This is a genomic window from Streptomyces sp. NBC_00207 (genome assembly GCF_045160965.1).
GTDB lineage: Bacteria > Actinomycetota > Actinomycetes > Streptomycetales > Streptomycetaceae > Streptomyces.
Map to the genome: position 1 here is coordinate 2,999,952 of NZ_CP130715.1, position 21,862 is coordinate 3,021,813.

Here is a 21,862-nt window from a genome sequence, read left to right on the forward strand (position 1 = left end):
AAAGAGACGGCCTAGGGCCGTTCGAAGGCCTGGAGCACACCGCCGAGGGAGAAGCACAGGGCTCCGGTCAGCGTCCCCCAGTTGGCGATTCCGGTGCTGACCAGGCTTCCGGTGGCGGGCCGGGTGAAGGCGGCCAGTGCCGAGACCATGAACAGCACCGACCCGAGCTGGTTCACCGCGACGATCCACCAGCCGAGGCTGCGCGAGCGCAGGCACGGCCAGGGCCGGTGGCAGATCTCGGCGAACGCCAGGTGTCCCGAGACCAGGAACAGCACGCACCCGATCACGTCGGGGGTCCAGATCAGCCGGTTGACCTGCTGGGCGGTGAGCCCCTGCAGGAACGAGTCCAGCAGGTTGACGCCGAACACGAGCGTCCCGACGAACAGCACGAACGTGCTCAGCCAGTCCAGGCGCGTCGGCTCGTACCCCCACCACCTCCAGCCGGACGTGACCAGTCCGCCGCCTCCCGGGGAGTGGCGGGGCGCGTTCAGCACCTGCAGGAGCGAGGTGTAGCCCCCGGTGTTGAAGAACAGGCCCCCCGCGAAGTAGATCGCGGCGCTCTCCAGGGCGTCGCCCGCGCCGAACTGCGACACCGCGGCGCCGAGCGCGAAGAGCGCCCCTCCGACGACGAACGCCCCCGAGGCGAGGGCGTTGAGCCTGCGGAGGCGGCGGAGGGCCTCGGCGTCGGCGGTGGTGGTTCTGTCGACCGTCTCTCCCGGACCGCGGACCGAGAGGGCCCCGCGCCTGCGCGCGAGCCGCGACTCCCACACCACCGTTTCCCCTTCGGGCCGGTACCAGGTGAGCCGGGTGGTGAACGGTCCTGCGCCTTCGGCGCGCTGCTCGGGCTGTCCCACGGCCCGAGCGTAGCCGCAGGTACGACGCCCGCGGCGGAGCCCCGCCGCTCCCTGCGGCCCGGCCGGTGCCGGGGGCGCGGGGCTACGGGCTGAGCCCCGGTGCTTCAGCCGCGCGGCGGCTCGGACTGCGGCGGCTGGTAGGAGCCGGACCAGCCGTAGACCGGGTCGGGGTCCGGGTCGCGGGGGGCCCACAGGGCCGTGAGGCCCAGGTGGACCAGGACCGCGGCCACCGGCCACGCCAGCAGCGCCCCGTGCGCCAGCAGCTGCAGCGGCGCGTCGAAGGCCACTCCCTGCCCCGCCTTGGCCGCGGCGGCGGCCAGGTCCGAGGAGGGCCCCAGCCACAGCCCGAACCGCCACCCCACGACCGCGGCGAAGCAGGACCCGACCGCGAGCCCGATCACCAGCGGCACGCCCCCGGCCCGGCGCCACAGGAACACGCCGGCGGCGCTCAGCACGCCCAGCCCCACCGCCAGCAGGAAGAAGGTTCCGTCGGACGCGATCCGCGCCTCGCTCTCGCTGTTGCGCAGGAACACGGCGTCCCCGTTGGCGACGTACTGCACGCGCGGCGCCAGCCACACCCACAGCGCGCCGAGGAGCAGGCCGGCCATGCCGACCGCGAGGGCGACGACGGCCCCGTCCCGGATGTCGTCCGGGGTGATGGCCGAGGCGGTTCCGCCGGGCTTCTCGGGCGGGAGCGACGGCGGGTCGAAAGGAGACGGCGGGGTCACGGCTTCGGTCACCCCCACATCGTGCCAGGTGTGCCGGGCGGCGGCGTCGCCGGACCGCTTCAGCGGACCGCGGCCCGCCGGTACGCCCAGGTGGCGGCGGCCAGCGAGAGCACGCCGACCGCTGCGCACACGCCGAGGTCCAAGGCGACGGCGGCCCAGTCCGGTTCGGGGGCGAAGGTCCGCGCGAACGCCTCCACCCCGTACGTCGAGGGCAGCAGGTCCCGCGCCCACACGATCACGCCGGGCATCCGCTCGGGCGGCAGCACCCCCAGCAGCAGCGCGGCCGACATTCCGAGCTGCCCGGCGAGCGTGGCCAGCTCCTGCCTGGGCGCCAGCAGCCCGAGCGCCGCGCCGAGCCCGGCCAGCGCCGCCCCGGCCAGCGGCACCACGGCGGCCAGGATCCACAGCCCGCTCATCGGCAGGCCGAAGAGCACGCATCCGAAGACGGCGGTGACCAGCGTTCCGGGCAGGGTGAAGGAGGCGTACGCGGCGGCCGCGCCCAGCACCACCGACGCGGGCGGCACCGGCAGGGTGGCGTAGTGGTCGAGCCCGCCGCTCGCCCGCAGCTGCCCGAAGTACTGCGCGAGCAGGTTCAGCGCGACGAAGGCGACGACCAGTACGGAGGAACCCGCGACGACGGCCCGGGCCTCCGAGCCGCCGTCCACCACGCCCCGCATCAGGATCATGATCCCGACGGACTGGAAGGTGGCCACGAAGAGCAGCGGGATCCGCGCCACCCGTGCCCGGGACAGCTGGGCCCGGTAGACGGCGGCCAGCGCGGGCAGGAACCGTGCCCGCGGGGCCAGCGGCGCGGCGGCCGGCTCCTCGACCGGGGCCGGAGTCGGCAGGACGGCGCTTGCCGGACGGTCGCTCACGACTTCACCAGGCCTTTCGTCTTTCCGCCGAGCGCGAGGTACACGTCCTCGAGGCTCGGCGTGGCCAGCGTGAAGTCGTCCAGGGCGGCGAAGGCCGGCCCGCCGGTCACCGACGCGACGGCCGCCCGGGCCTCGTCCGGGCCGAGCCGCAGGACCCAGCGCCGTCCGGACTCGACGGCGAGCTCGCGCAGCGCGGCGACCTCGGGGACGTCCAGCGGGGCGGTCTCCCGCCACACGAGCTCCAGCCGGACCTCGCCCGAGACCCTGGCCTTCAGTCCGGCCGGGGTGTCGCAGGCGATGACCCGGCCCTGGTCGATGACGGCGACCCGGTCGAGGACGGTCTCGGCCTCCATGACGTTGTGGGTGACGAGGAGGACCGTCGCGCCGTGCTGGGCGCGCCGCCGGTCCACGGCGGACCAGACGGCCCGCCGGGCCACCGGGTCCATGCCGGTGGTGGGTTCGTCGAGGACCAGCACGGGCCGCTCCCCCACCAGTGCGGAGGCGAAGCAGGCGAGGCGCCGCTGTCCGCCGGAAAGTTTCTTCAGGGGCCGCCCGGCGATCTCGGTGAGCCCGAGCTCCTCCAGTACGGCGTCGCGCGCGGCCCTGGCCGCCCGTGCGCCGAGCCCGCGCAGCCGCCCGGTGGTCTCGGCGGCCAGCGCCACCGTGAGCTCGTCGAGGGCGGTGGACTCCTGCCCCAGGTAGGCGAGCAGGCGCGAGGCCCGCTCGGGGTGGCGTACGAGGTCGTGGCCGAGGAGGGTCACGGTGCCCGCGTCGGGCCGCATCAGGCCGGTGAGCTGGCGGACCAGCGTGGACTTGCCCGCGCCGTTGGGGCCGAGCAGCCCGAAGATCTCGCCGCGCCGCACGTCCAGGGAGACGCCGTCGCTGGCGCGGGTCTCGGGGAGTGCGGGAGCCCCGCGCCGGCCGCGGACGGCGGGATACGTCTTGACCAGGTCACGCACCGCGCAGATCACGTCCGAAGCCGCTCCCGCGGCCGCCGCCGTGCTGTTTTCCGCCTGTGCTGTGCCCGTACTCACGAGGGAGCAGCCTACGGGGTTCCCGCCCCTACTCGGCCGCCGGGGTCAGCGGCCCACCGAGCTCGCCGGTACCGGATCCGGGCGCGGCGGCCGGTACGGCGGCCACGTGCTCGGCGGCCGCGCGGACGTCGATCTCCCTCCAGAACCCGGCGCGGATGGCGTACCGGTCGTGCTCGTCGATCTGGTCGTCCTTGTGCGCGAGCAGCCCGAAGCGGGCGGCGTACCGCAGGAGCTCGCCGTCGATGCGGTGCGGGATGCGCGGGTACATGGTGGCCAGCTTCTGCAGGTGCACGGTCTCGGGGAGCCGTTCCATCCAGCGGCGGGCGAACACCTGTCCCACCTCGAACGGGTCCCCGCCGACGGTGGTGATGTCCTCCTCGCGGTCCGCCCAGCGCTGTTCGGCGCTGGTGAGCTGGGCGAGGGTGGGCAGCGAGGCGGTCTCGGCGGGTTCGCCGAGCGGTCCGGCCCGGTCGATCCAGCCCTTGTCGGAGGACCAGCGCAGGGCGCTGGCGGGGGCCGGTGCGCTGCCGGACCCGGCCTGCGGACCGCTCTGCGGGCCGGGGGCCCGCAGGGATCCGGCGAGGTCCTTGGGCGTGGGCACGGTCTTGCCCCCGGGGGCGGCCGGCGCCGGTACGGGGGCCCCCTCGCGGTCGTCGTCGCCGGTGGCGGCGGTGCCGTTGCGGGCGGCCTCGGCGAGCGCCGCCTCGGGCAGCGGGGCCGAGAGGATGGCGGCGATGTCGGGGCGCGGTGCGGGCGGCGGCGAGCACAGGCCGGTGAGGTCCTTGGCGCGGACGGCCCGGGTGATCCAGGCCCGGTCCAGGACGCGCCGTTCGTCGGCCTCGGCCACGAGGTCCTCGGACTGGTTGTAGTCCCCGTCGGCGGCCTGGACGGCCCACAGGTGGACGGCGACGCCGTGTTCCTTGGCGGACATCAGGCCGGGCAGCAGGTCGCCGTCGCCGGTGACCAGGACCACGTCGGAGCAGGCGCGGTTGCGGGCGAGCTCGGTGAGCTCGGCGTGCATGGCGGCGTCGACGCCCTTCTGGGCCCAGCGGCCGTCGCTGCGGGTCAGGGCGCCCAGGCGGACGGTGACGCGGGGCATGACGCGCAGCCGCCGGTGTTCGGGCTGTGGCACCCGGTCGGGTGCGCCGTCGAACCAGTAGATGCGCAGCAGGGGCTGCTCGGTGTCGGCCTCGGCCCGCTCGCGCAGGCCCTGGATGAGGGCGGCATGGTCCACGGTGATCCGGGAGCGGGAGGGCTCCCCGGCGAGAAGGCTGGCGGCGGCGCCCAACAGGTAGCCGGCGTCCACCAGGACGACGCAGCGGTCCACGCGTTCCACCCTCTTCCCTGGGGGTCCTCTGTGTTTTTCGACGGGTGCCCCGAGTCTGCCCGACCTCAAGGGTGTTGAAGGCCGGAACTCGATCATCGGCGTGGCGGATCTCCCGGGGCGGCCGGGAAGGGCCGTTCGGCTACGCGCAGTAATGATCCAAAATGCGCGGTTTCGGGCGCTGTGTGAGTGTGAAGGCGGTCCTGGCCCCTAGACCCTCACGGAGGTTCCACCATGGCCAAGAACAAGAATCAGAAGCAGCCGTCGAAGCAGCAGCAGGCCCGCTCTTCGCAGGACCCGTCGAAGAGCTCGATGGACAGCCCGTCCGAGTCGGTGAACCCGTCGCCGAGTCCGATGGATCTGGCCCACAAGAGCAAGCAGAAGAAGTTCGGCCACAACTGACGACGCGCGACGTGATGTGACGGAAGGGCCCGCCCGGTGTTCCCGGGCGGGCCCTCCCGTACGTACGGCGCCGGTCGGCGGACGTCGTTATCCGGCCAGGCAGGACGGCCCGAGCAGCACCTTGAGGTCGCCGAAGAGGGCCGGGTCGGGCTGTACGCGGTGCTTGTCGAGGCGCAGCACGGTGGTGGTCCGCGGCCCCTGGAGCTTGATCCGCACCTCGGTGTTGCCCTTGTGGTGGCGCAGGATCTCCCCCAGACGGGTCACCATCGGCGGCGTGACCTTGACGGTGGGGATGGTGAGGACCACCGGGGCGTTCGTGCCGGCCGAGGTGAGGTCGGGGACCATCATCTCCATGGCGACCAGGCGGGGGACGTCCTCGCGCTTGTCGAGGCGGCCCTTGACGAAGACGACCGTGTCCTCGACCAGCTGGGTGGAGACGAGCTGGTAGGTCGCGGGGAAGAACATGCATTCGATGGAGCCGGCCAGGTCCTCGACGGTGGCGATGGCCCAGGCGTTGCCTTGCTTGGTCATCTTGCGCTGGAGGCCGGAGATGATGCCGCCGATGGTGACGACCGCGCCGTCGGAGTGCTCGCCGCCGGTCAGCTGGGAGATTCCGGCGTCCGTCTTGTCGGAGAGCACGTGCTCCAGGCCGAAGAGCGGGTGGTCGGAGACGTAGAGGCCGAGCATCTCGCGCTCCTGCGCGAGCAGGTAGGACTTCTCCCACTCGACGTCGGAGAACTCCACGTCGAGGCCGAATCCGGGCTCGTCGCTCGCGCCCTCGTCGCCCATTCCGCCGAAGAGGTCGAACTGTCCCTCGGCCTCCTTGCGCTTGACGGCGACCACGTTGTCGATCATCGGCTCGTGGTGGGCGACGAGGCCCTTGCGGGTGTGGCCCATCTCGTCGAAGGCGCCGGCCTTGATCAGCGACTCGACGGTCCGCTTGTTGCAGACGACGGCCTCGACCTTGTCCAGGAAGTCGGGGAAGGTGGAGTACTTCCCCTTGGCCTTCCTGGTCTTGATGATCGACTCGACGACGTTGCTGCCGACGTTGCGGACGGCGGTGAGGCCGAAGAGGATCACGTCGTCGCCCTGGGCGGCGAAGTTCGGCTCGGACTCGTTCACGTTCGGCGGGAGCACCTTGATGCCCATGCGCCGGCACTCGTTCAGGTAGATCGCGGACTTGTCCTTGTCGTCCTTGACCGAGGTGAGCAGGCCGGCCATGTACTCGGCCGGGAAGTTCGCCTTGAGGTAGGCGGTCCAGTAGGAGACCAGGCCGTACGCGGCCGAGTGGGCCTTGTTGAAGGCGTAGCCGGCGAAGGGGACCAGGACGTCCCACAGGGCCTGGATCGCCTTGTCGTTGTAGCCGTTCTTCCGGGCGCCCTCCTGGAAGATGGTGAAGTTCTTCGCCAGCTCCTCGGGCTTCTTCTTGCCCATCACGCGGCGCAGGATGTCGGCCTCGCCGAGCGAGTACCCGGCGATGATCTGGGCGGCCTTCTGCACCTGCTCCTGGTACACGATCAGGCCGTAGGTGACCGCGAGCACCTCTTCGAGGGGCTTCTCCAGATCCGGGTGGATCGGGGTGATCTCCTGCTGCTTGTTCTTGCGCAGGGCGTAGTTCGTGTGCGAGTTCATGCCCATCGGGCCCGGCCGGTACAGGGCCGAGACGGCGGAGATGTCCTCGAAGTTGTCGGGCTTCATCAGGCGCAGCAGGGAGCGCATGGGGCCGCCGTCGAACTGGAAGACGCCGAGGGTGTCACCGCGGCCGAGCAGTTCGAAGGTCTTGGGGTCGTCGAGCGGGAGGCCGAGGAGATCGATGTCGATCCCCTTGTTGGCCTTCACCATCTTGACGGCGTCGTCCATGATCGTGAGGTTGCGCAGGCCGAGGAAGTCCATCTTCAGCAGGCCGAGCGACTCGCAGCTCGGGTAGTCCCACTGGGTGATGGTGACGCCGTCGGTGTGCCGCACCCAGACGGGCACGTGGTCGGTGATCGTCTCGCTGGACATGATCACGCCGGCGGCGTGCACGCCCATCTGGCGGACCAGGCCCTCCACGCCGCGGGCGGTGTCGATGACCTTCTTGACGTCCGGCTCGTTCTCGTACATCCCGCGGATCTCGCCGGCCTCGCCGTAGCGGGGGTGCTGCGGGTCGAGGATGCCGGAGAGCGGGATGCCCTTGCCGAGGACGTCGGCGGGCATGGCCTTGGTGAGCCGGTCGCCCATGGCGTACGGGTAGCCGAGGACGCGCGCGGAGTCCTTGATCGCGTTCTTGGCCTTGATGGTGCCGTACGTGCCGATCATGGCGACCTTGTCGGCGCCGTACTTCTCGGTCACGTACCGGATCACCTCGACGCGCCGACGCTCGTCGAAGTCGATGTCGACGTCGGGCATGGAGACGCGCTCGGGGTTCAGGAAGCGCTCGAAGATCAGACCGTGGGTGAGCGGGTCGAGGTCGGTGATGCCCATGGCGTAGGCGACGATCGAGCCGGCCGCGGAGCCTCGGCCCGGGCCCACCGCGATGCCCTGGTTCTTGGCCCACATGATGAAGTCGGCGACCACGAGGAAGTAGCCGGGGAAGCCCATCGAGATGATCGTGTCCATCTCGTACTCGGCCTGCTTCATCCGGTCGTCCGGGATGCCTCCCGGGTAGCGGCGGTGCATGCCGCGCATGGTCTCCTCGCGGAACCAGGTGACCTCGGTGTAGCCGTCCGGGATGTCGAACTTCGGCATCAGGTTCCGGAACTTGAACATGCCCTCGGTGTCGATCTGGTCCGCGACCAGCTTCGTGTTGGCGCAGCCCTCCTGCCAGGCGTCCGAGGCGTCGATGGCGTACATCTCGTCGGTCGACTTCAGGTAGTAGCCGGAGCCGTCGAAGCGGAAGCGGTCCGGGTCCGAGAGGTTCTTGCCGGTCTGGATGCACAGCAGGGCGTCGTGGGCGCCGGCCTCGCTGGCGTAGGTGTAGTGCGAGTCGTTCGTCACCAGCGGCGGGATGCCGAGCTTCTTGCCGATCTCCAGCAGCCCGTCGCGGACCCGGCGCTCGATCTCGATGCCGTGGTCCATCAGCTCCAGGAAGTACCGGTCCTTGCCGAAGATGTCCTGGTACTCGGAGGCGGACTTCAGGGCCTCGTCGAACTGGCCGAGACGCAGCCGCGTCTGCAGCTCGCCGGAGGGGCAGCCGGTGGAGGCGATGAGCCCCTCGGACCACTTGGAGATGGTCTCCTTGTCCATGCGCGGCCACTTCGTGAGCCAGCCCTCGGCGTACGCGTCGGAGGACAGCCGGAAGAGGTTGTGCAGGCCGGTGGCGTTCGCCGCCCAGATCGTCTTGTGGGTGTAACCACCGGAACCGGACACGTCGTCGCGCTTCTGGTGGGGCTGGCCCCACTGGATGCGGCGCTTGTTGCGCCGGGACTCGGGGGCGACGTACGCCTCGATGCCGATGATCGGCGTGATGCCGGCCTTCTGGGCCGTGTGGAAGAAGTCGTAGGCCCCGTGCAGGTTGCCGTGGTCGGACATGGCGATGTGCGTCATGCCCATCTCGTTGCACGCGTTGAACATGTCCTTCAGCCGCGCGGCACCGTCCAGAAGCGAATACTGGGTGTGGACGTGCAGGTGCGTGAACGGCGGCTTGGTCACGGTGTGAGTCCTCCGGAGGGGAGAGAGGGGGCAGCTCTGAATCCTACGTCGACCGGGTGACAATTCTCGGGCACCGACGAGTACGGTCGTGCGTTGCAGAACCAAGGACACCTGTCCGGAATGCGATCGGCAACGATCCGCCCCGCACCACCAGGAGGCATCCGCCATGGCGGTTCCCGAGACGACCGACGAGCAGCGCGCCGAGCAGATCCTCGACGTGTTCGACACCGCATTCGGTGAGCTCCTCGCCGCCGACCCCGCTGCCTTCCGGGTCAAATTCCGCAAGATGGCGGCCTCCGCCTTCGCCTTCTACCGGGGCACGGCCTGCCTCTTCTACTCCGACCTGGAGCGGGACCGGCACGGCGGCCCGTACCTGGACGAGCGGACGGGCCGGGTGTGGATCCACGGCGATCTGCACGCCGAGAACTTCGGCACCTACATGGACTCCAACGGCCGGCTGATCTTCAACGTCAACGACTTCGACGAGGCCTACGTCGGCCCCTTCACCTGGGACCTGAAGCGCTTCGCCGCCTCCGTCGCCCTGATCGGCTACACCAAGGCGCTCAGCGACGACCAGATAAGCGGGCTGGTGCGGGTCTACGCCGGCGCCTACCGGGAGCGGATCCACCGTCTCGCGGCGGGGGCCAAGCACGAGGAGGTGCCCTCCTTCACCCTGGACACCGCCGAGGGCCCGCTGCTGGACGCGCTGCGCTCGGCCCGTTCCCGCACCCGCTTCTCCCTGCTGGACTCCATGACGGAGATAAGGGACTACGAGCGCCGCTTCACGGCCGGCGGCGGTGCCATCGAGCTGGACGCCGCCACCCGCTACAAGGTGCTGGCGGCCTTCGACGGGTACCTGGAGACCCTCCCCGACGAGTCCCTCGTGCGGCCCGACTCCTACCGGGTCAAGGACGTGGTGGGGCGCCGGGGCGTCGGGATCGGCTCGGCCGGTCTGCCCTCCTACAACATCCTGCTGGAGGGGCACAGCGACGCCCTCGAGAACGACGTCGTGATCTACCTCAAGCAGGCGCAGACCCCCGCGGTGTCCCGGCACATCACGGACCGGGCGGTGCGGGAGTACTTCCGGCACGAGGGGCACCGCACGGTGATCTCGCAGCGCGCCCTGCAGGCCCACGCCGACCCGTGGCTGGGCTGGACCGAGCTGGACGGGGCCGGGCAGCTGGTGGCCGAGGTCTCCCCGTACGCGGTGGACCTGGACTGGTCGGACCTGGACGACCCGGAGGAGATCGCGGCCGTGGTCGCCGATCTCGGCCGGGCCACGGCGACCATGCACGCGGCGGCCGACGAGGCCGAGAGCGGGCACTCCCTGGTCCCGTTCTCCACCGAGCGGGCCATCGACGCGGCGATCGCGGGCGACGAGGAGGGCTTCGCGGAGCTGCTCGTGGACTTCGCCCACGCGTACGGCGCCCGGGCCCGCGCCGACCACCAGATCTTCGTCGACCTCTTCCGCAACGGGCGTCTGACCTCGTAGTTCGTGCCCGTGGCCGGGACCGGGACGCGGCTTTCACAGGTACGCATGGCAGACTCGCGACGATGGACATTTCAGGAGTGAGGCTTCGAGGGCTGCGTGCCGCGCTGTTCAGCGCGCTCGTCGTGCTGCTCTCGGCCGGCTCGCACGTCCTCATGTCCCGCGTCCCGCTGCCGCCCGCGCTGGTGGGCGGGGCCTTCGCCGCCGTGTTCGCGATCGCCTACGCGCTCGCGGGCCGGGAACGGGGCTTCGGCCCCATCGCCGGGCTGCTCGTTCCGCTGGAGCTGGCCGCCGACACCGTCTTCACCGCCGGACAGCACCTCTGCTACGGCCCGGCCGGCGGCCCCGTCTCGGGTCCGCTGCGCGCGATGGGCCTGGACGAGCTGTGCGGGGGCACGCCCGTGGGCGGGCCGCTGACCGAGGTGACCGGGCCCGTCGCCGATCCGGCCGCGCTGCTGGCCGCGCCCGGGCCGTGGACGCCCTGGCTGCTGCTCGGCGCCCACGTCTCGGTCGGACTGCTCGCCGCCGCATGGCTGCGCCACGGCGAGCGGGCCTTGGGGCAGCTGCTGCGCGCGGTGGCCGCCTTCGCGTTCCGGCCTCTGCTGCTGGCGGTGGCCTCGGCTGCGGCCGTCTCCGGTCCGGTGCGGCGGCTGCTGCGGCCGGTCCCGGCGGGCACGGGGGCCCGTACGCGATTCCCCGCACACTCCGTGGGCCGACGGGGACCTCCCGTGCTCGGCGCGCTCGCACGCGCCTGACGCACGTAAGGCATCCCCTTTGACACGTCACACCCCACGGAGATCACGATGAGTTCACGCAACAGCCAGGCGAACAAGGCAGCGGCCCGCGAGCGTCTGCGCGCCGAGCGCGAGGCCCAGGCCAAGAAGGACAAGGTGCGCCGCCAGGTGATCGTGGCGGGCGCGCTCGTCGCCGGGCTCGGCCTGGCCGGCGTCGTCGGCTACGCGATCGTGCAGTCCAACCAGCCCGGCTACTGGGACAAGGCCGCCAAGGCCGAGCTGGTCAAGCCGAAGAACACCGAGGGCGAGGACGGCACCACGGTCGTCATCGGCAAGCCCGACGCCAAGAAGACGCTGGAGCTGTACGAGGACTCGCGCTGCCCGGCCTGCGCCGGTTTCGAGCAGGCGGCCGGCGAGCAGATCAAGAAGGACGTGGACGCGGGCAAGTACAAGCTCCGGTACTTCGGCGCCACCTTCATCGACAACGCCGTCAAGGGCGACGGCTCGAAGAACGCGCTGAGCGCGCTGGGCGCGGCGCTGAACGTCAGCCCGCAGGCCTTCCTCGACTACAAGGGCGCGCTGTACTCCAAGGAGCAGCACCCCGAGGAGACCGTCGACAGCTTCGCCAAGGACGATTACCTGCTGAAGGTCGCGGACACCGTCCCGGCCCTCAAGGGCAACGCCGAGTTCAGGAAGGCCGTCGAGGACGGCACCTACGACCGGTGGGCGATGGACATGTCGAAGGCCTTCAACAAGTCCGGCGTGACGGGTACCCCCACGCTGAAGATGGACGGCAAGAAGATCGACACCCCGCAGACGGCGGAGCAGTTCACGGCGGCGATCGAGAAGGCCCTGCAGGGCTGATCCCCGGACATTCCGGGACACGCTTCCGGAAAGGCCCCACCATCGGGCGGGCGAACTCCCAGAGTTCGCCCGCCCGTTGCATTCCGACATCTGTTCCATCGGGTGTACCCGTCGGTAATGTGACCGGTCGTGACCAGTCATCTCATCCCTTCTCAGAGCACGGCGACTCCCCGTCGCCGTACGGTCGTTCTCGCCGCCGCGGCCACGGCCGCGCTGGCCCCGCTGACCTCGCTCGGCGCCTCGGCGGCCCACGCGGCGACGCAGGCCGCGCCCGCCTTCCTGCACGGTGTCGCCTCGGGCGACCCGCTCCCCGACGGGGTCCTGCTGTGGACCCGCGTCACCCCGACCCCCGAGGCCGTACCCGGCTCCGGCCTCGGCCCGGCCACCCAGGTGAGCTGGGAGGTGGCCTCCGACCAGGCCTTCTCCCGCATCGTCGGCTCCGGCACCGTCACGGCGAGCGCCGCCGCCGACCACACGGTCAAGGTGGACGTGCGCGGGCTGCAGCCGCAGACGCCCTACTGGTACCGGTTCACCGCCGGCGCCACCGTCTCCCCCGTCGGCCGCACGCTGACCGCCCCGGGCCACGACGTGACGACCTCGGGGGTCCGTTTCGGTGTGGTCTCCTGCGCCAACTGGGAGGCCGGCTACTTCTCCGCCTACCGCCACCTGGCCGCCCGCACCGATCTGCACGCGATCCTGCACCTGGGCGACTACATCTACGAGTACCAGACCGGGGGCTACCCGGAGGCGAAGTACGTCGTGCGCCAGCACGAGCCGAAGCACGAGATCGTCTCGCTGGCCGATTACCGCACGCGGCACGGCAAGTACAAGACGGACGGCGACCTGCAGGCGCTGCACCACGCGCACCCGGTCATCGCCATCTGGGACGACCACGAGTTCGCGAACGACATGTGGGCCGGCGGCGCCGAGAACCACACGCCGGGCGCCGAGGGCGAGTGGGCGGCCCGCGCGGCCGCCGCCAAGCAGGCGTACTTCGAGTGGATGCCCGTACGCACCTCCGTCGCTGGCACCGTCTACCGGCGGCTGCGGTTCGGCACCCTCGCCGATCTGCACCTGCTGGACCTGCGCTCCTTCCGCTCGCAGCAGGCCAAGGTGGGCAGCGGCGCGGTGGACGACCCGGAGCGCACGATCACCGGGCGCGCCCAGCTGGACTGGCTCAAGTCGGGCCTCGCGGGCTCGAACGCGACCTGGAAGCTGGTCGGCACCTCGGTGATGATCTCGCCGGTGGCCTTCGGCTCGCTGCCCGCGCACCTGCTGAAGCCGCTGGCCAAGCTCCTCGGCCTGCCCGAGGGCGGCATAGCGGTCAACGTGGACCAGTGGGACGGGTACACCGACGACCGCAAGGAGCTGCTGGGCCACCTCAAGGACCGGAACGTCAAGAACACCGTGTTCCTGACCGGCGACATCCACATGGCGTGGGCGAACGAGGTCCCGGTGAACATGGCCACGTACCCGGGCTCGGGGACCGCCGCGACCGAGTTCGTCGTCACCTCGGTGACCTCCGACAACATCGACGACATCCTGCACGTGCCCGCGGACACCGCCTCGCTGGTCGCCGAGACGGCCGTCAAGGCCGCCAACTGGCACGTGAAGTGGCTCGACATGGACGCGCACGGCTACGGGGTGCTGGACGTGACGGCGGAGCACTCGCAGATGGACTACTACGTGGTGTCCGACAAGCGGCGGCAGGACGCCACGGCCGCGTGGACCCGTTCGTACCGGACCCTGAACGGGACGCAGAAGGTGGAGCGGTCATACCAGCCCGTCCGCTGATTTAACTGATTGACCGTCAAATCTCCTGCCACATGGGGCGCCTGGTACATACCAGGCGCCCCATGTGCGTTTCTGGCAACAAATCTTTTACGCAAGACACTTGACCTGAATATGTCATGCACACATAAGCTTCCCGCCAGCTGAAGAAGATCCTTCAGGCCATCACCCCCCACCACCCCCCACCCGCGAGGAGCACACGTGCGCGCAATTGCCCGCATATCCCCCCTTCTTCGCCGCCGCCTGATGGGCACGGCGGTTCTGGCCGGAACCCTGGCCTTCACCCCGCTCGCGGCCCCCACCACGCTCGCGGCAGCCAAGGCCCCCGCCGAGCAGTGCGCCGAGCAGCCCGCCGCCGCGGGCGCCGCCAACGCCCGCGTGAGCCGCGTGCACGACGAGCACGCGAACGAGCCCAACGCGATCACCGACGCGCAGGCCCAGGTCATGGACGCCGACCTCAAGGCGAAGCTGGACAAGGCCCTCAAGAACCAGCCGCAGCGCAGCCTGCGCGCCGCCGAGGCCGCCAAGACCATCCCGGTGTACTTCCACGTGATCCACTCCGGGAACACCGGGAAGCTGACGTCCACCCAGATCAACAACCAGCTGGCGGTCCTCAACGCGGCGTACGGCGGCCAGGGCACCGGCAACGTCAACACGAACTTCCAGTTCACCCTGGCCGGGACCGACTACACGGACAACGCCGGCTGGTACAACCTGGCCGACGGCTCCACGGCCGAGAAGGACATGAAGAACACCCTGCGCAAGGGCGGCCCCGGCGCGCTGAACTTCTACACCGCCAACCTCTCCGGCGGCCTCCTCGGCTGGGCGACCTTCCCGACCTCCTACGCCTCCAGCCCCAAGATGGACGGCGTGGTCGTGCTCGACTCCTCGCTGCCGGGCGGTTCCGCCGCCAACTACAACGAGGGCGACACCGCGACCCACGAGGTCGGCCACTGGATGGGTCTCTACCACACCTTCCAGGGCGGCTGTAACGGCAACGGCGACTACGTCTCCGACACCCCGGCCGAGAAGACCGCGGCCTTCGAGTGCCCGACCGGCCGCGACAGCTGCACCTCCAAGTCCGGCGTGGACCCGATCCACAACTTCATGGACTACACGTACGACTCCTGCATGTACCAGTTCACCTCGGGCCAGGTGGCCCGGATGAGCAGCAGCTGGACCGCGTACCGCGCCGGCTGACCCCGGCGACGAGCACCAACGGCAAGGGCACGGTCGGCATCCGCCGGCCGTGCCCTTGCCGTTGCCGTTGCCCCGTCCGTACCGGCTACAGGCTGTCGAGGAATCCGATCGCGACCTTCCACAACTGCTCGGCGGCCTCCGCGTCGTAGTCGTCCAGGTCCGGGTCGGTGAACAGGTGCCCGGCACCCGGGTAGCTGTGGACCTCCACGTCCGCCCCGGCCCGCTGCATCCGCAGGTACCAGGCGGTCAGCCAGTCGTGCGGCTCGAAGGGGTCCGGGTCCGCGATGTGCAGCTGCACCGGCAGCTCGTCCACCGAGGCGCCCTCCTCCAGATCCGCCGTCCCGTGCAGGAGCAGCAGCCCGCGCGCCTTCTCGTCGGCCATCGCAAGGTGCTGGGCGACGGAGCCGCCGAAGGAGAAGCCCGCGTAGACCAGGCCCTGGTCGGAGTGGGGGGCGGCGGCCAGCACCGCGCGCTTCAGCAGTTCGTCACGGCCGATCTCGTCCTGGTGGGCCATGCCCTCCTCGACGGTCCCGAAGGTGCGTCCCCCGAAGAGATCCGGCACCTGGACCTGGTGCCCGGCCGCGCGCAGCCGGTCGGCCGCCGCGTGCACCGCGGGCCGCAGCCCGTACGTCGAATGGAAAAGCATGATGTTCATGCCTCCATCGTGCCAGCCGCCGAACGGAAGGTGCCCGCGGACCGCTTCCCGCTACGTTCGTCCCATGGAGATGGAGAACTTCCTTCGCCCCGTCCTCGTCATCGGCGGCGCGCTGGTCGCCACCCTGATCGCGGGCTGGCTGCTGGACCTGCTGCTGCGCCGGGCCGACGCCCGGCACACCGAGACCCCCTTGTGGGGCCTGCTGCGCCACTGCCGGCTGCCCTTCCAGGTGGTGCTCTGCGCCTCGCTGCTCAGAGGCTCCTACCGCTGGGCGGGGGTCCTCCCCGACCACCCCGTCGGCGTCGGCCGCTTCCTCACCCTGGTGCTGATCGCCTCCGCGGCCTGGCTGGCGGTGCGCATCGCGACCGCCGCCGTCGACTCGACGTACGCGCGCTTCGCCGCGGCGACCGAGGACGACGCCCGGGTCCGCCGGGTCCGCACCCAGGTCACACTGATCCAGCGGGTGGTCACGGCGGTGGTGGTCGTGGTCGCCGCGGCGGCGATGCTGCTGACCTTCCCCCCCATGCGTACGTTCGGCGCCTCGATGCTGGCCTCGGCGGGCGTCCTCGGCATCGTGGCGGGCATCGCCGCCCAGGCCGCGCTCGGCAACCTCTTCGCCGGCCTGCAGATCGCCTTCGGCGACACCGTCCGCATCGGCGACACGGTGGTGGTCGACAAGGAATGGGGCCGGGTCGAGGAGATCACCCTGACCTTCCTGACCGTCCGCACGTGGGACGAGCGCCGCATCACGATGCCGGTCTCGTACTTCACGAGCAAGCCCTACGAGAACTGGTCGCGCGGCGGCGCGCAGATGACCGGCACGGTCTTCTGGCACCTGGACCACAGTGCACCGCTCCCCCTGATGCGGGAGCAGCTCCAGGAGATCCTGAAGGAACTCCCGGAGTGGGACGGCCGCGGCGGCAGCCTGGCCGTGACGGACACCACACCGCACACCGTCCAGGTCCGCGCGGTGGTCACGGCGAAGGACGCGGACGACCTGTGGATCCTCCGCTGCGCGGTCCGCGAACACCTGATCGACTGGCTCGTCGCCCACCACCCCTACGCCCTGCCCCGCGTCACCACCTCCGAAGCCGCCCCGAGGCCGGACGCCTGAGCCCGGCCCGGGCGGGCACGGCTACCGTGCGCGGTGCTGTCCCCTCCAGCGGCCGCCGGGCCTAGAGCAGGGCCGCCGCGCACTCCTCGGCGAGGTCCTCGGCGTGCGGCGGCAGCGGACCGCCGGCGCGCAGGTGACGGCGGACGACCGAGAGCGGCAGGTCGATCAGGGCGAGGGTGACGCGGTCCCGGCCCTGGGGGTCCGTCGCGCCGAGGGAGTCGGCGAGGGTGCCGAGGGCGGCGTACACGCGCTGGTTGCCGGAGTCGGCCCGCCGGGTGTGCTCCTCGGACCAGTCGGCGCGGCCGAACTCCGCGGGGCCGTAGAGCAGGAGCGCGGCCTCCTGCGGGTGGGCCCGGCTCCAGGCCACGACGTGGCGGGCGGCCGCGCGGGCGGCCTGGCGGGGGTCGGGGTCGCTGTGGAGCATGGCGAAGTAGCCCTCCTGGAAGCGCTCGACGCTCCGCAGCCACACCTCGGCGAGCAGGGCCGTCCGCCCGGCGAACCGGTGGTACATGGAGCCGCTCGGCGCGCCGACCGCCTGGGCCGCGGCCGACATGGTCACGCCGCCCGGTCCGGCGGTGGCCGCCAGCCGTACGGCGGCGTCGAGGATCTGGTCGGTGTCGAAGCGGGGTGGTCTCGCCATGAATCAGAGAGTACCCTCCAGATTATTAGAGACTGATCTCTAATAATCTGAGGGGAGGACGCATGGGCGTCTACAACGTGCACGAACGCCTGCTGGAGGCCAAGCAGAGCGAGGTCGGCGCGCTCATCGACACGCTGTCCAGCGGGGAGGACGACCGGCTCTGGCCCGGCCGCCTGTGGGAGGAGATGGAGCTCGACCGCCCCCTGGGCGTCGGTGCGGCGGGCGGACACGGACCCGTGCGCTACACGGTGGCCGCGTACGTGCCGGGGACCTGGGTCCGCTTCGCCTTCACCGGGCCCCGCGGGTTCCACGGCTTCCACGAGTTCACCGCGCTGGCCGTCGACGCGGAACGGACCGCGCTGCGGCACACCCTCGCGATGTCCGTCAGCGGCCTGGCCCGCCTCACCTGGCCCCTCGCCTTCCGGCCGGCGCACGACGCCTTCCTGGAGGACAGCCTGGACCGCGCCGAGCTGGCCTGCACGGGCACGATCGCCCGCCGGGCCCGCTGGTCGCCGTACGTCCGCTTCCTCCGCTCGCTGGAGCGGCTGGCGTCCCGGCCCGCCCAGGCCCTGTCCGGGCGCTAGGGGGCGCGCAGGCTGCGTACGTCCAGGTGCCGCAGCACCCGGTCGACGACTTCCGGGTCGGAGCCGGGTTCGCTGCGGGCGGCCAGCACCTCGTGGCGGGCGGCCGACATCATCTCCCGCTGGATCCGCTGGATGTCGTGAAGCCGCTGCACGCGCTTCGCGTACGCCTCCCGCCGTTCCTCGTCCACCATGTCCGGGCTGATCCTGGCCCCCACGTCGTACGCGCGCCGGGTCAGCTGCTCGATCAGGTCCTCCGGCAGCTCCTCGGCCTCGTCGATCTCCTTCAGCCGCCGCTTCGCGGCCTTCGCGGCGCGGATCGCCAGCTGCCGTTCGGCGTCCCGCCGCGCGTCGGTGTCCTCCTCCACCCCCAGCCGGCGCACCAGCCACGGCAGGGTCAGCCCCTGGCACACCAAGGTCGCCATGATCACCGCGAAGGCGATGAAGATGATCTCGTCGCGCGCCGGGAAGGGCTCGCCGGAGTCCGTCTTCAGCGGGATGGCCAGGGCCAGGGCGACCGAGGCCACCCCGCGCATCCCGGCCCACCACATCACCACGCTCTCCCGCCAGCTCAGCGGGATCTCCTCGTCGTAGTCGCGCCGCTGGTGAAGCTTCTTCGCGAGCCACCCGGCCGGCAGCAGCCATGCCAGCCGTACGCCGACCACCACCGCGACGACGACCGCCGCCCACCCGGCCATCTCCCACTCGCGGTCCTGCGCCGTCCCGAAGACGGTGTGGAGCTCCAGCCCGATCAGCCCGAAGGCCACCCCGGTGACCAGCGTGTCCACGACCTCCCAGAAGGTGTGCCCGGCGAGGCGCCCCAGCACGTCGTCGGCGTCGGACGCGTACTCGGCGAGGAACAGCGCCGTCGTCAGCACGGCCAGCACCCCCGACCCGTGGAGCTCCTCCGCGACCACGTACGACACGAAGGGCACCAGCAGCGTCAGCCCGATCTGGAGGGTGGCGTCGTCGAGCCGGCCCATCAGCCGGTGGGTGGTCCAGCCGAGGGCCAGGCCGACGACCACGGCGACGACTGCGGACAGCACGAACTCCCCCAGCGCGTCGGGCCAGGAGAAGCTGCCGCTGACGGCCGCGGCGATCGCCACGTGGTAGAGCACGATCGCCGTCACGTCGTTGAAGAGCCCCTCGCCCTCCAGGATCGACACCATGCGCCGGGGCAGCCCGAGCGATCCGGCGACGGCGGTGGCGGCGACCGGGTCGGGCGGGGCCACGAGCGCTCCGAGCGCGACGGCGGCGGCGATCGGCAGCGTGGGCACCACGGTGTACGCGACGGCGGCCACGGCGGCGGTCGTGACGAACACCAGGGCCACGGCCAGCAGGAGGATGGGCCGCACGTTGGCGGCGAACTGCCGCCACGAGGTCCGCTGCACGGAGGCGTACAGCAGCGGCGGCAGCACCAGCGGCAGGATGAACTCGGGCGGCACCTCGACCTCCGGCACGGCCGGCACCAGAGCGAGGACCACCCCGCCGAGGGTCATGAGGACGGGCGCGGGCAGTCCCAGCCGGTCCCCGAGCGGCACCATGACCACGGCGCCGAGCAGCAGCACGAACAGCAGAGCAAGCTGGTCCACTCCCCCACCCTGCCAGTCCGCTGCGCTTGGCTGGAGCGGTGACTGCGGCGACCCGCGTGTCGGCCCCCGCGGGGCTCCGCCCCACACCCCTACGGCGCTCCGCGCCCGCGCCTCAATCGCCGGCGGGGCTGGATAGTCCAGCCCCGCCGGCGATTGAGGCGATCTTTGAGCCCCGCCGGCGTTTGAGGCGCGGGGGGCCGGGGGCAGAGCCCCGCAGGGCTACGGCAAGGGGCGGCGCATCGCGCGGTGGGGGATGCCGGCGTCCTGGAATTCCGGGCCGTAGGCCACGTACCCGAGGCGCTCGTAGAAGCCGAGCGCATGCGTCTGCGCGCCCAGGTCGACGCCCGTCAGCCCGAGCCGGACCGCTTCGGCCTCGATCGCCCGGACCAGGGCCACGCCCACGCCGAGTCCGCGCGCGGCCTTGGCGACGGCCAGCCGGCCCAGGGAGCCGACCGCCGGGTCGCCCGTCTTGGCCAGCGCGGCGGCGCCGTGGAGCAGCCGGCCGGTGCCCAGCGGCGCCCCGTCCGGCCCCACGGCCAGTACGTGCACCGCGCCCGCGTCGTACGCGTCGTACTCGATCGACTCCGGTACGGACTGCTCGACCACGAACACCTCGGTCCGCACGGCGAAGCACGCCGCCACGTCGGCCTCGGAGTCCGCGACCCGCACCTCGAAGCCGACGGCGGTCACTCGCTCTCCGCCCGGATCACGTCCAGCGCGTGCTGCAGGTCCGCCGGGTAGCTGCTCTCGAACTCCACCCACTGCCCGTCGGAGGGGTGCTCGAAGCCGAGCCGCACCGCGTGCAGCCACTGCCGGGTCAGGCCCAGCCGCTTGGCGACCGTCGGGTCCGCGCCGTAGGTCAGGTCGCCGACACACGGGTGCCGGTGCGCCGACATGTGCACGCGGATCTGGTGCGTACGCCCGGTCTCCAGCTTGATGTCCAGCAGCGAGGCGGCGCGGAAGGCCTCGATCAGGTCGTAGTGGGTGACGGAGTCCTTGCCGTCCTGCGTCACGGCCCACTTGTAGTCCGCGCTGGGGTGGCGGCCGATCGGTGCGTCGATCGTGCCGCTCATCGGGTCCGGGTGGCCCTGCACCAGCGCGTGGTAGCGCTTGTCCACGATCCGCTCGCGGAACTGGTTCTTCAGCGAGGTGTACGCGCGCTCCGACTTGGCGACGGCCATCAGGCCGGACGTGCCGACGTCGAGGCGGTGCACGATGCCCTGGCGCTCGGAGGCGCCGGAGGTGGAGATGCGGTAGCCGGCCGCGGCGAGGCCGCCGATGACGGTGGTGCCGGTCCAGCCGGGGCTCGGGTGGGCGGCGACGCCCACCGGCTTCATGATGACCACGATGTCGTCGTCGTCGTGGACGATCTCCATGCCGGGGACCGGCTCGGCGACGACCTCGACCGGCCGCGGCGGCGCGGGCATCTCGACTTCGAGCCAGGCGCCACCGTGCACACGCTCGGACTTCCCGACGACACTGCCGTCGACCGACACCTTCCCCGCGGCCGCGAGGTCGGCCGCCTTCGTCCGGGAGAAACCGAACATACGGGCGATGGCGGCGTCGACACGCTCGCCTTCGAGGCCATCGGGAACGGGCAGGGTGCGGATCTCGGGAATCGTACTCACCCGTCGAGTATGCAGGACTCGACAGCCGGGCAGTTCCGCGAGCGGCCCCCGGTCAGTCGGGCGATCGGTTGCGCGATCGGTTGCGCGATCAGTCCTTGTGGATGGTGCCGTCCGGGTCGAGGCCCTTGAACGACAGCAGGACGATCAGGATGCCGCCGCACACGATCGCCGAGTCGGCCAGGTTGAAGACCGCGAAATGGGCCGGCGCGATGAAGTCGACGACCGCGCCCCGGAACACGCCCGGCGAACGGAAGATCCGGTCGGTCAGATTGCCCAGCGCACCGCCCAGCAGCAGGCCCAGCGCGATCGCCCACGGCAGGCTGTAGAGCTTGCGCGCGAGCCGCACGATCACCACGATCACGGAGGCCGCGATGCAGGTGAAGATGATGGTGAAGGCCTCGCCGAAGCCGAAGGCGGCGCCCGGGTTGCGGACCGCCTCGAACTTCAGCAGGTCACCGATGACCTCGATCGACGGCTGGTGCTCCAGCTTCGCCACCACGAGCATCTTGGTGCCGAGGTCCAGCAGGTAGGCGAGCACCGCCACGACGAGCAGCGCCACGATCCGCCGGCGCCCCTTGGGCACGGCGGACTCCGGCTGGGCGTCGTCCCCGACCTCCGGCGTACCGATGATGCGCTCCGCCTCTGCCACGTGAGTCCCTCGAACTAGCTCGAACCAGGCTCCTCCTGGACCCTGACGAAACACGAGGGTACGTCAGGGCCCCTGCTC

The 21,862-nt window shown here is 71.4% G+C and carries 20 protein-coding genes; 8 read left to right on the forward strand and 12 right to left on the reverse strand.

The window, feature by feature from the left end:
* Positions 1–11: 11 nt before the first annotated feature.
* The 5 genes from OG472_RS14335 to OG472_RS14355 all read right to left on the reverse strand — a co-directional run bounded on the left by OG472_RS14335 (position 12) and on the right by OG472_RS14355 (position 4,827).
* Positions 12–854 carry a hypothetical protein gene (locus OG472_RS14335; protein ID WP_401601191.1) on the reverse strand — a complete coding sequence of 281 codons (843 nt, stop codon included), beginning with the start codon at positions 852–854 and terminating at the stop codon, positions 12–14.
* Between the two features lie 104 nt (positions 855–958).
* Complete coding sequence (locus OG472_RS14340) at positions 959–1,594, reverse strand: hypothetical protein (RefSeq protein WP_405829741.1); 636 nt, start codon at positions 1,592–1,594, stop codon at positions 959–961.
* Positions 1,595–1,641: 47 nt separating this feature from the next.
* Positions 1,642–2,457 (reverse strand): ABC transporter permease, encoded by an 816-nt coding sequence (locus OG472_RS14345; protein WP_401601196.1) that lies wholly within the window; start codon positions 2,455–2,457, stop codon positions 1,642–1,644.
* Entirely contained in the window at positions 2,454–3,491 is a 1,038-nt protein-coding gene (locus OG472_RS14350) for an ABC transporter ATP-binding protein (RefSeq protein WP_405829742.1), read from the reverse strand. The genes OG472_RS14345 and OG472_RS14350 overlap by 4 nt, the downstream gene beginning before the upstream one ends.
* A 28-nt stretch (positions 3,492–3,519) precedes the next feature.
* Positions 3,520–4,827: an NYN domain-containing protein gene (locus tag OG472_RS14355; RefSeq protein WP_401601199.1), complete on the reverse strand. Its 1,308-nt coding sequence runs from the start codon at positions 4,825–4,827 to the stop codon at positions 3,520–3,522.
* Between the two features lie 222 nt (positions 4,828–5,049).
* Here OG472_RS14355 and OG472_RS14360 point away from each other — a divergent pair, with 222 nt between their 5' ends.
* On the forward strand, positions 5,050–5,217 hold the full coding sequence (locus OG472_RS14360) for a hypothetical protein (RefSeq protein WP_327413484.1): 168 nt from the start codon (positions 5,050–5,052) through the stop codon (positions 5,215–5,217).
* 87 nt (positions 5,218–5,304) lie between these two features.
* On the opposite strand, the gene dnaE is transcribed toward OG472_RS14360, so the two are convergent.
* A complete protein-coding gene (gene dnaE / locus OG472_RS14365) occupies positions 5,305–8,847 on the reverse strand; it encodes a DNA polymerase III subunit alpha (protein WP_401601201.1) in 3,543 nt (1,180 codons plus the stop codon).
* A 166-nt stretch (positions 8,848–9,013) separates the two neighbouring features.
* Between dnaE and OG472_RS14370 the strand changes: the two genes are divergently transcribed.
* The 5 genes from OG472_RS14370 (at position 9,014) to OG472_RS14390 (ending at position 14,925) form a co-directional block, all read left to right on the forward strand.
* A complete protein-coding gene (locus OG472_RS14370) occupies positions 9,014–10,339 on the forward strand; it encodes a DUF2252 domain-containing protein (protein ID WP_405829744.1) in 1,326 nt (441 codons plus the stop codon).
* Between the two features lie 62 nt (positions 10,340–10,401).
* Positions 10,402–11,091, forward strand: coding sequence for a hypothetical protein (locus OG472_RS14375; RefSeq protein WP_405829746.1), 690 nt, complete (start codon positions 10,402–10,404; stop codon positions 11,089–11,091).
* A gap of 48 nt (positions 11,092–11,139) precedes the next feature.
* Positions 11,140–11,934, forward strand: coding sequence for a DsbA family protein (locus OG472_RS14380; protein WP_401601208.1), 795 nt, complete (start codon positions 11,140–11,142; stop codon positions 11,932–11,934).
* 129 nt (positions 11,935–12,063) lie between these two features.
* A complete protein-coding gene (locus OG472_RS14385; protein WP_405829748.1) occupies positions 12,064–13,728 on the forward strand; it encodes an alkaline phosphatase D family protein in 1,665 nt (554 codons plus the stop codon).
* A gap of 243 nt (positions 13,729–13,971) precedes the next feature.
* A complete protein-coding gene (locus tag OG472_RS14390) occupies positions 13,972–14,925 on the forward strand; it encodes a zinc metalloprotease (protein WP_401602449.1) in 954 nt (317 codons plus the stop codon).
* Positions 14,926–15,010: 85 nt separating this feature from the next.
* On the opposite strand, the gene OG472_RS14395 is transcribed toward OG472_RS14390, so the two are convergent.
* Entirely contained in the window at positions 15,011–15,580 is a 570-nt protein-coding gene (locus OG472_RS14395) for a dienelactone hydrolase family protein (RefSeq protein WP_401601214.1), read from the reverse strand.
* Between the two features lie 70 nt (positions 15,581–15,650).
* On the opposite strand from OG472_RS14395, the gene OG472_RS14400 reads away from it, so the two are divergent.
* Positions 15,651–16,694, forward strand: a complete 1,044-nt coding sequence (locus tag OG472_RS14400; protein ID WP_405943179.1) for a mechanosensitive ion channel family protein — start codon at positions 15,651–15,653, stop codon at positions 16,692–16,694.
* Positions 16,695–16,755: 61 nt separating this feature from the next.
* Here the strand turns inward: OG472_RS14400 and OG472_RS14405 are convergent, their stop codons facing one another.
* Entirely contained in the window at positions 16,756–17,334 is a 579-nt protein-coding gene (locus OG472_RS14405) for a TetR family transcriptional regulator (protein ID WP_405941516.1), read from the reverse strand.
* A 62-nt stretch (positions 17,335–17,396) separates the two neighbouring features.
* Between OG472_RS14405 and OG472_RS14410 the strand changes: the two genes are divergently transcribed.
* Positions 17,397–17,918, forward strand: a complete 522-nt coding sequence (locus tag OG472_RS14410; RefSeq protein WP_405829749.1) for an SRPBCC family protein — start codon at positions 17,397–17,399, stop codon at positions 17,916–17,918.
* Here the strand turns inward: OG472_RS14410 and OG472_RS14415 are convergent.
* From OG472_RS14415 to lspA, 4 genes are all read right to left on the reverse strand, one after another.
* The gene (locus OG472_RS14415) at positions 17,915–19,507 is read right to left on the reverse strand and encodes a Na+/H+ antiporter (RefSeq protein ID WP_401601220.1); all 1,593 of its coding nucleotides are present in this window, start codon (positions 19,505–19,507) and stop codon (positions 17,915–17,917) included. The genes OG472_RS14410 and OG472_RS14415 overlap by 4 nt on opposite strands.
* 219 nt (positions 19,508–19,726) lie before the next feature.
* Complete coding sequence (locus tag OG472_RS14420; protein WP_401601223.1) at positions 19,727–20,197, reverse strand: GNAT family N-acetyltransferase; 471 nt, start codon at positions 20,195–20,197, stop codon at positions 19,727–19,729.
* Positions 20,194–21,135: an RluA family pseudouridine synthase gene (locus OG472_RS14425; RefSeq protein WP_383575431.1), complete on the reverse strand. Its 942-nt coding sequence runs from the start codon at positions 21,133–21,135 to the stop codon at positions 20,194–20,196. Before OG472_RS14425 ends, OG472_RS14420 begins: the two co-directional genes overlap by 4 nt.
* Before the next feature lie 88 nt (positions 21,136–21,223).
* Entirely contained in the window at positions 21,224–21,784 is a 561-nt protein-coding gene (gene lspA, locus OG472_RS14430) for a signal peptidase II (protein WP_401601225.1), read from the reverse strand.
* Positions 21,785–21,862 lie beyond the last annotated feature (78 nt).

Excerpts from the sequence above, each read along its gene's own strand:
- OG472_RS14380 (WP_401601208.1), top strand. The coding sequence starts at position 11,140 with ATGAGTTCACGCAACAGCCAGGCGAACAAGGCAGCGGCCCGCGAGCGT.
- OG472_RS14370 (WP_405829744.1), top strand. The coding sequence starts at position 9,014 with ATGGCGGTTCCCGAGACGACCGACGAGCAGCGCGCCGAGCAGATCCTC.
- OG472_RS14360 (WP_327413484.1), top strand. The coding sequence starts at position 5,050 with ATGGCCAAGAACAAGAATCAGAAGCAGCCGTCGAAGCAGCAGCAGGCC.
- OG472_RS14375 (WP_405829746.1), top strand. The coding sequence starts at position 10,402 with ATGGACATTTCAGGAGTGAGGCTTCGAGGGCTGCGTGCCGCGCTGTTC.
- OG472_RS14405 (WP_405941516.1), bottom strand. The coding sequence starts at position 17,334 with ATGGCGAGACCACCCCGCTTCGACACCGACCAGATCCTCGACGCCGCC.
- OG472_RS14410 (WP_405829749.1), top strand. The coding sequence starts at position 17,397 with ATGGGCGTCTACAACGTGCACGAACGCCTGCTGGAGGCCAAGCAGAGC.
- OG472_RS14400 (WP_405943179.1), top strand. The coding sequence starts at position 15,651 with ATGGAGAACTTCCTTCGCCCCGTCCTCGTCATCGGCGGCGCGCTGGTC.
- OG472_RS14390 (WP_401602449.1), top strand. The coding sequence starts at position 13,972 with ATGGGCACGGCGGTTCTGGCCGGAACCCTGGCCTTCACCCCGCTCGCG.
- OG472_RS14395 (WP_401601214.1), bottom strand. The coding sequence starts at position 15,580 with ATGAACATCATGCTTTTCCATTCGACGTACGGGCTGCGGCCCGCGGTG.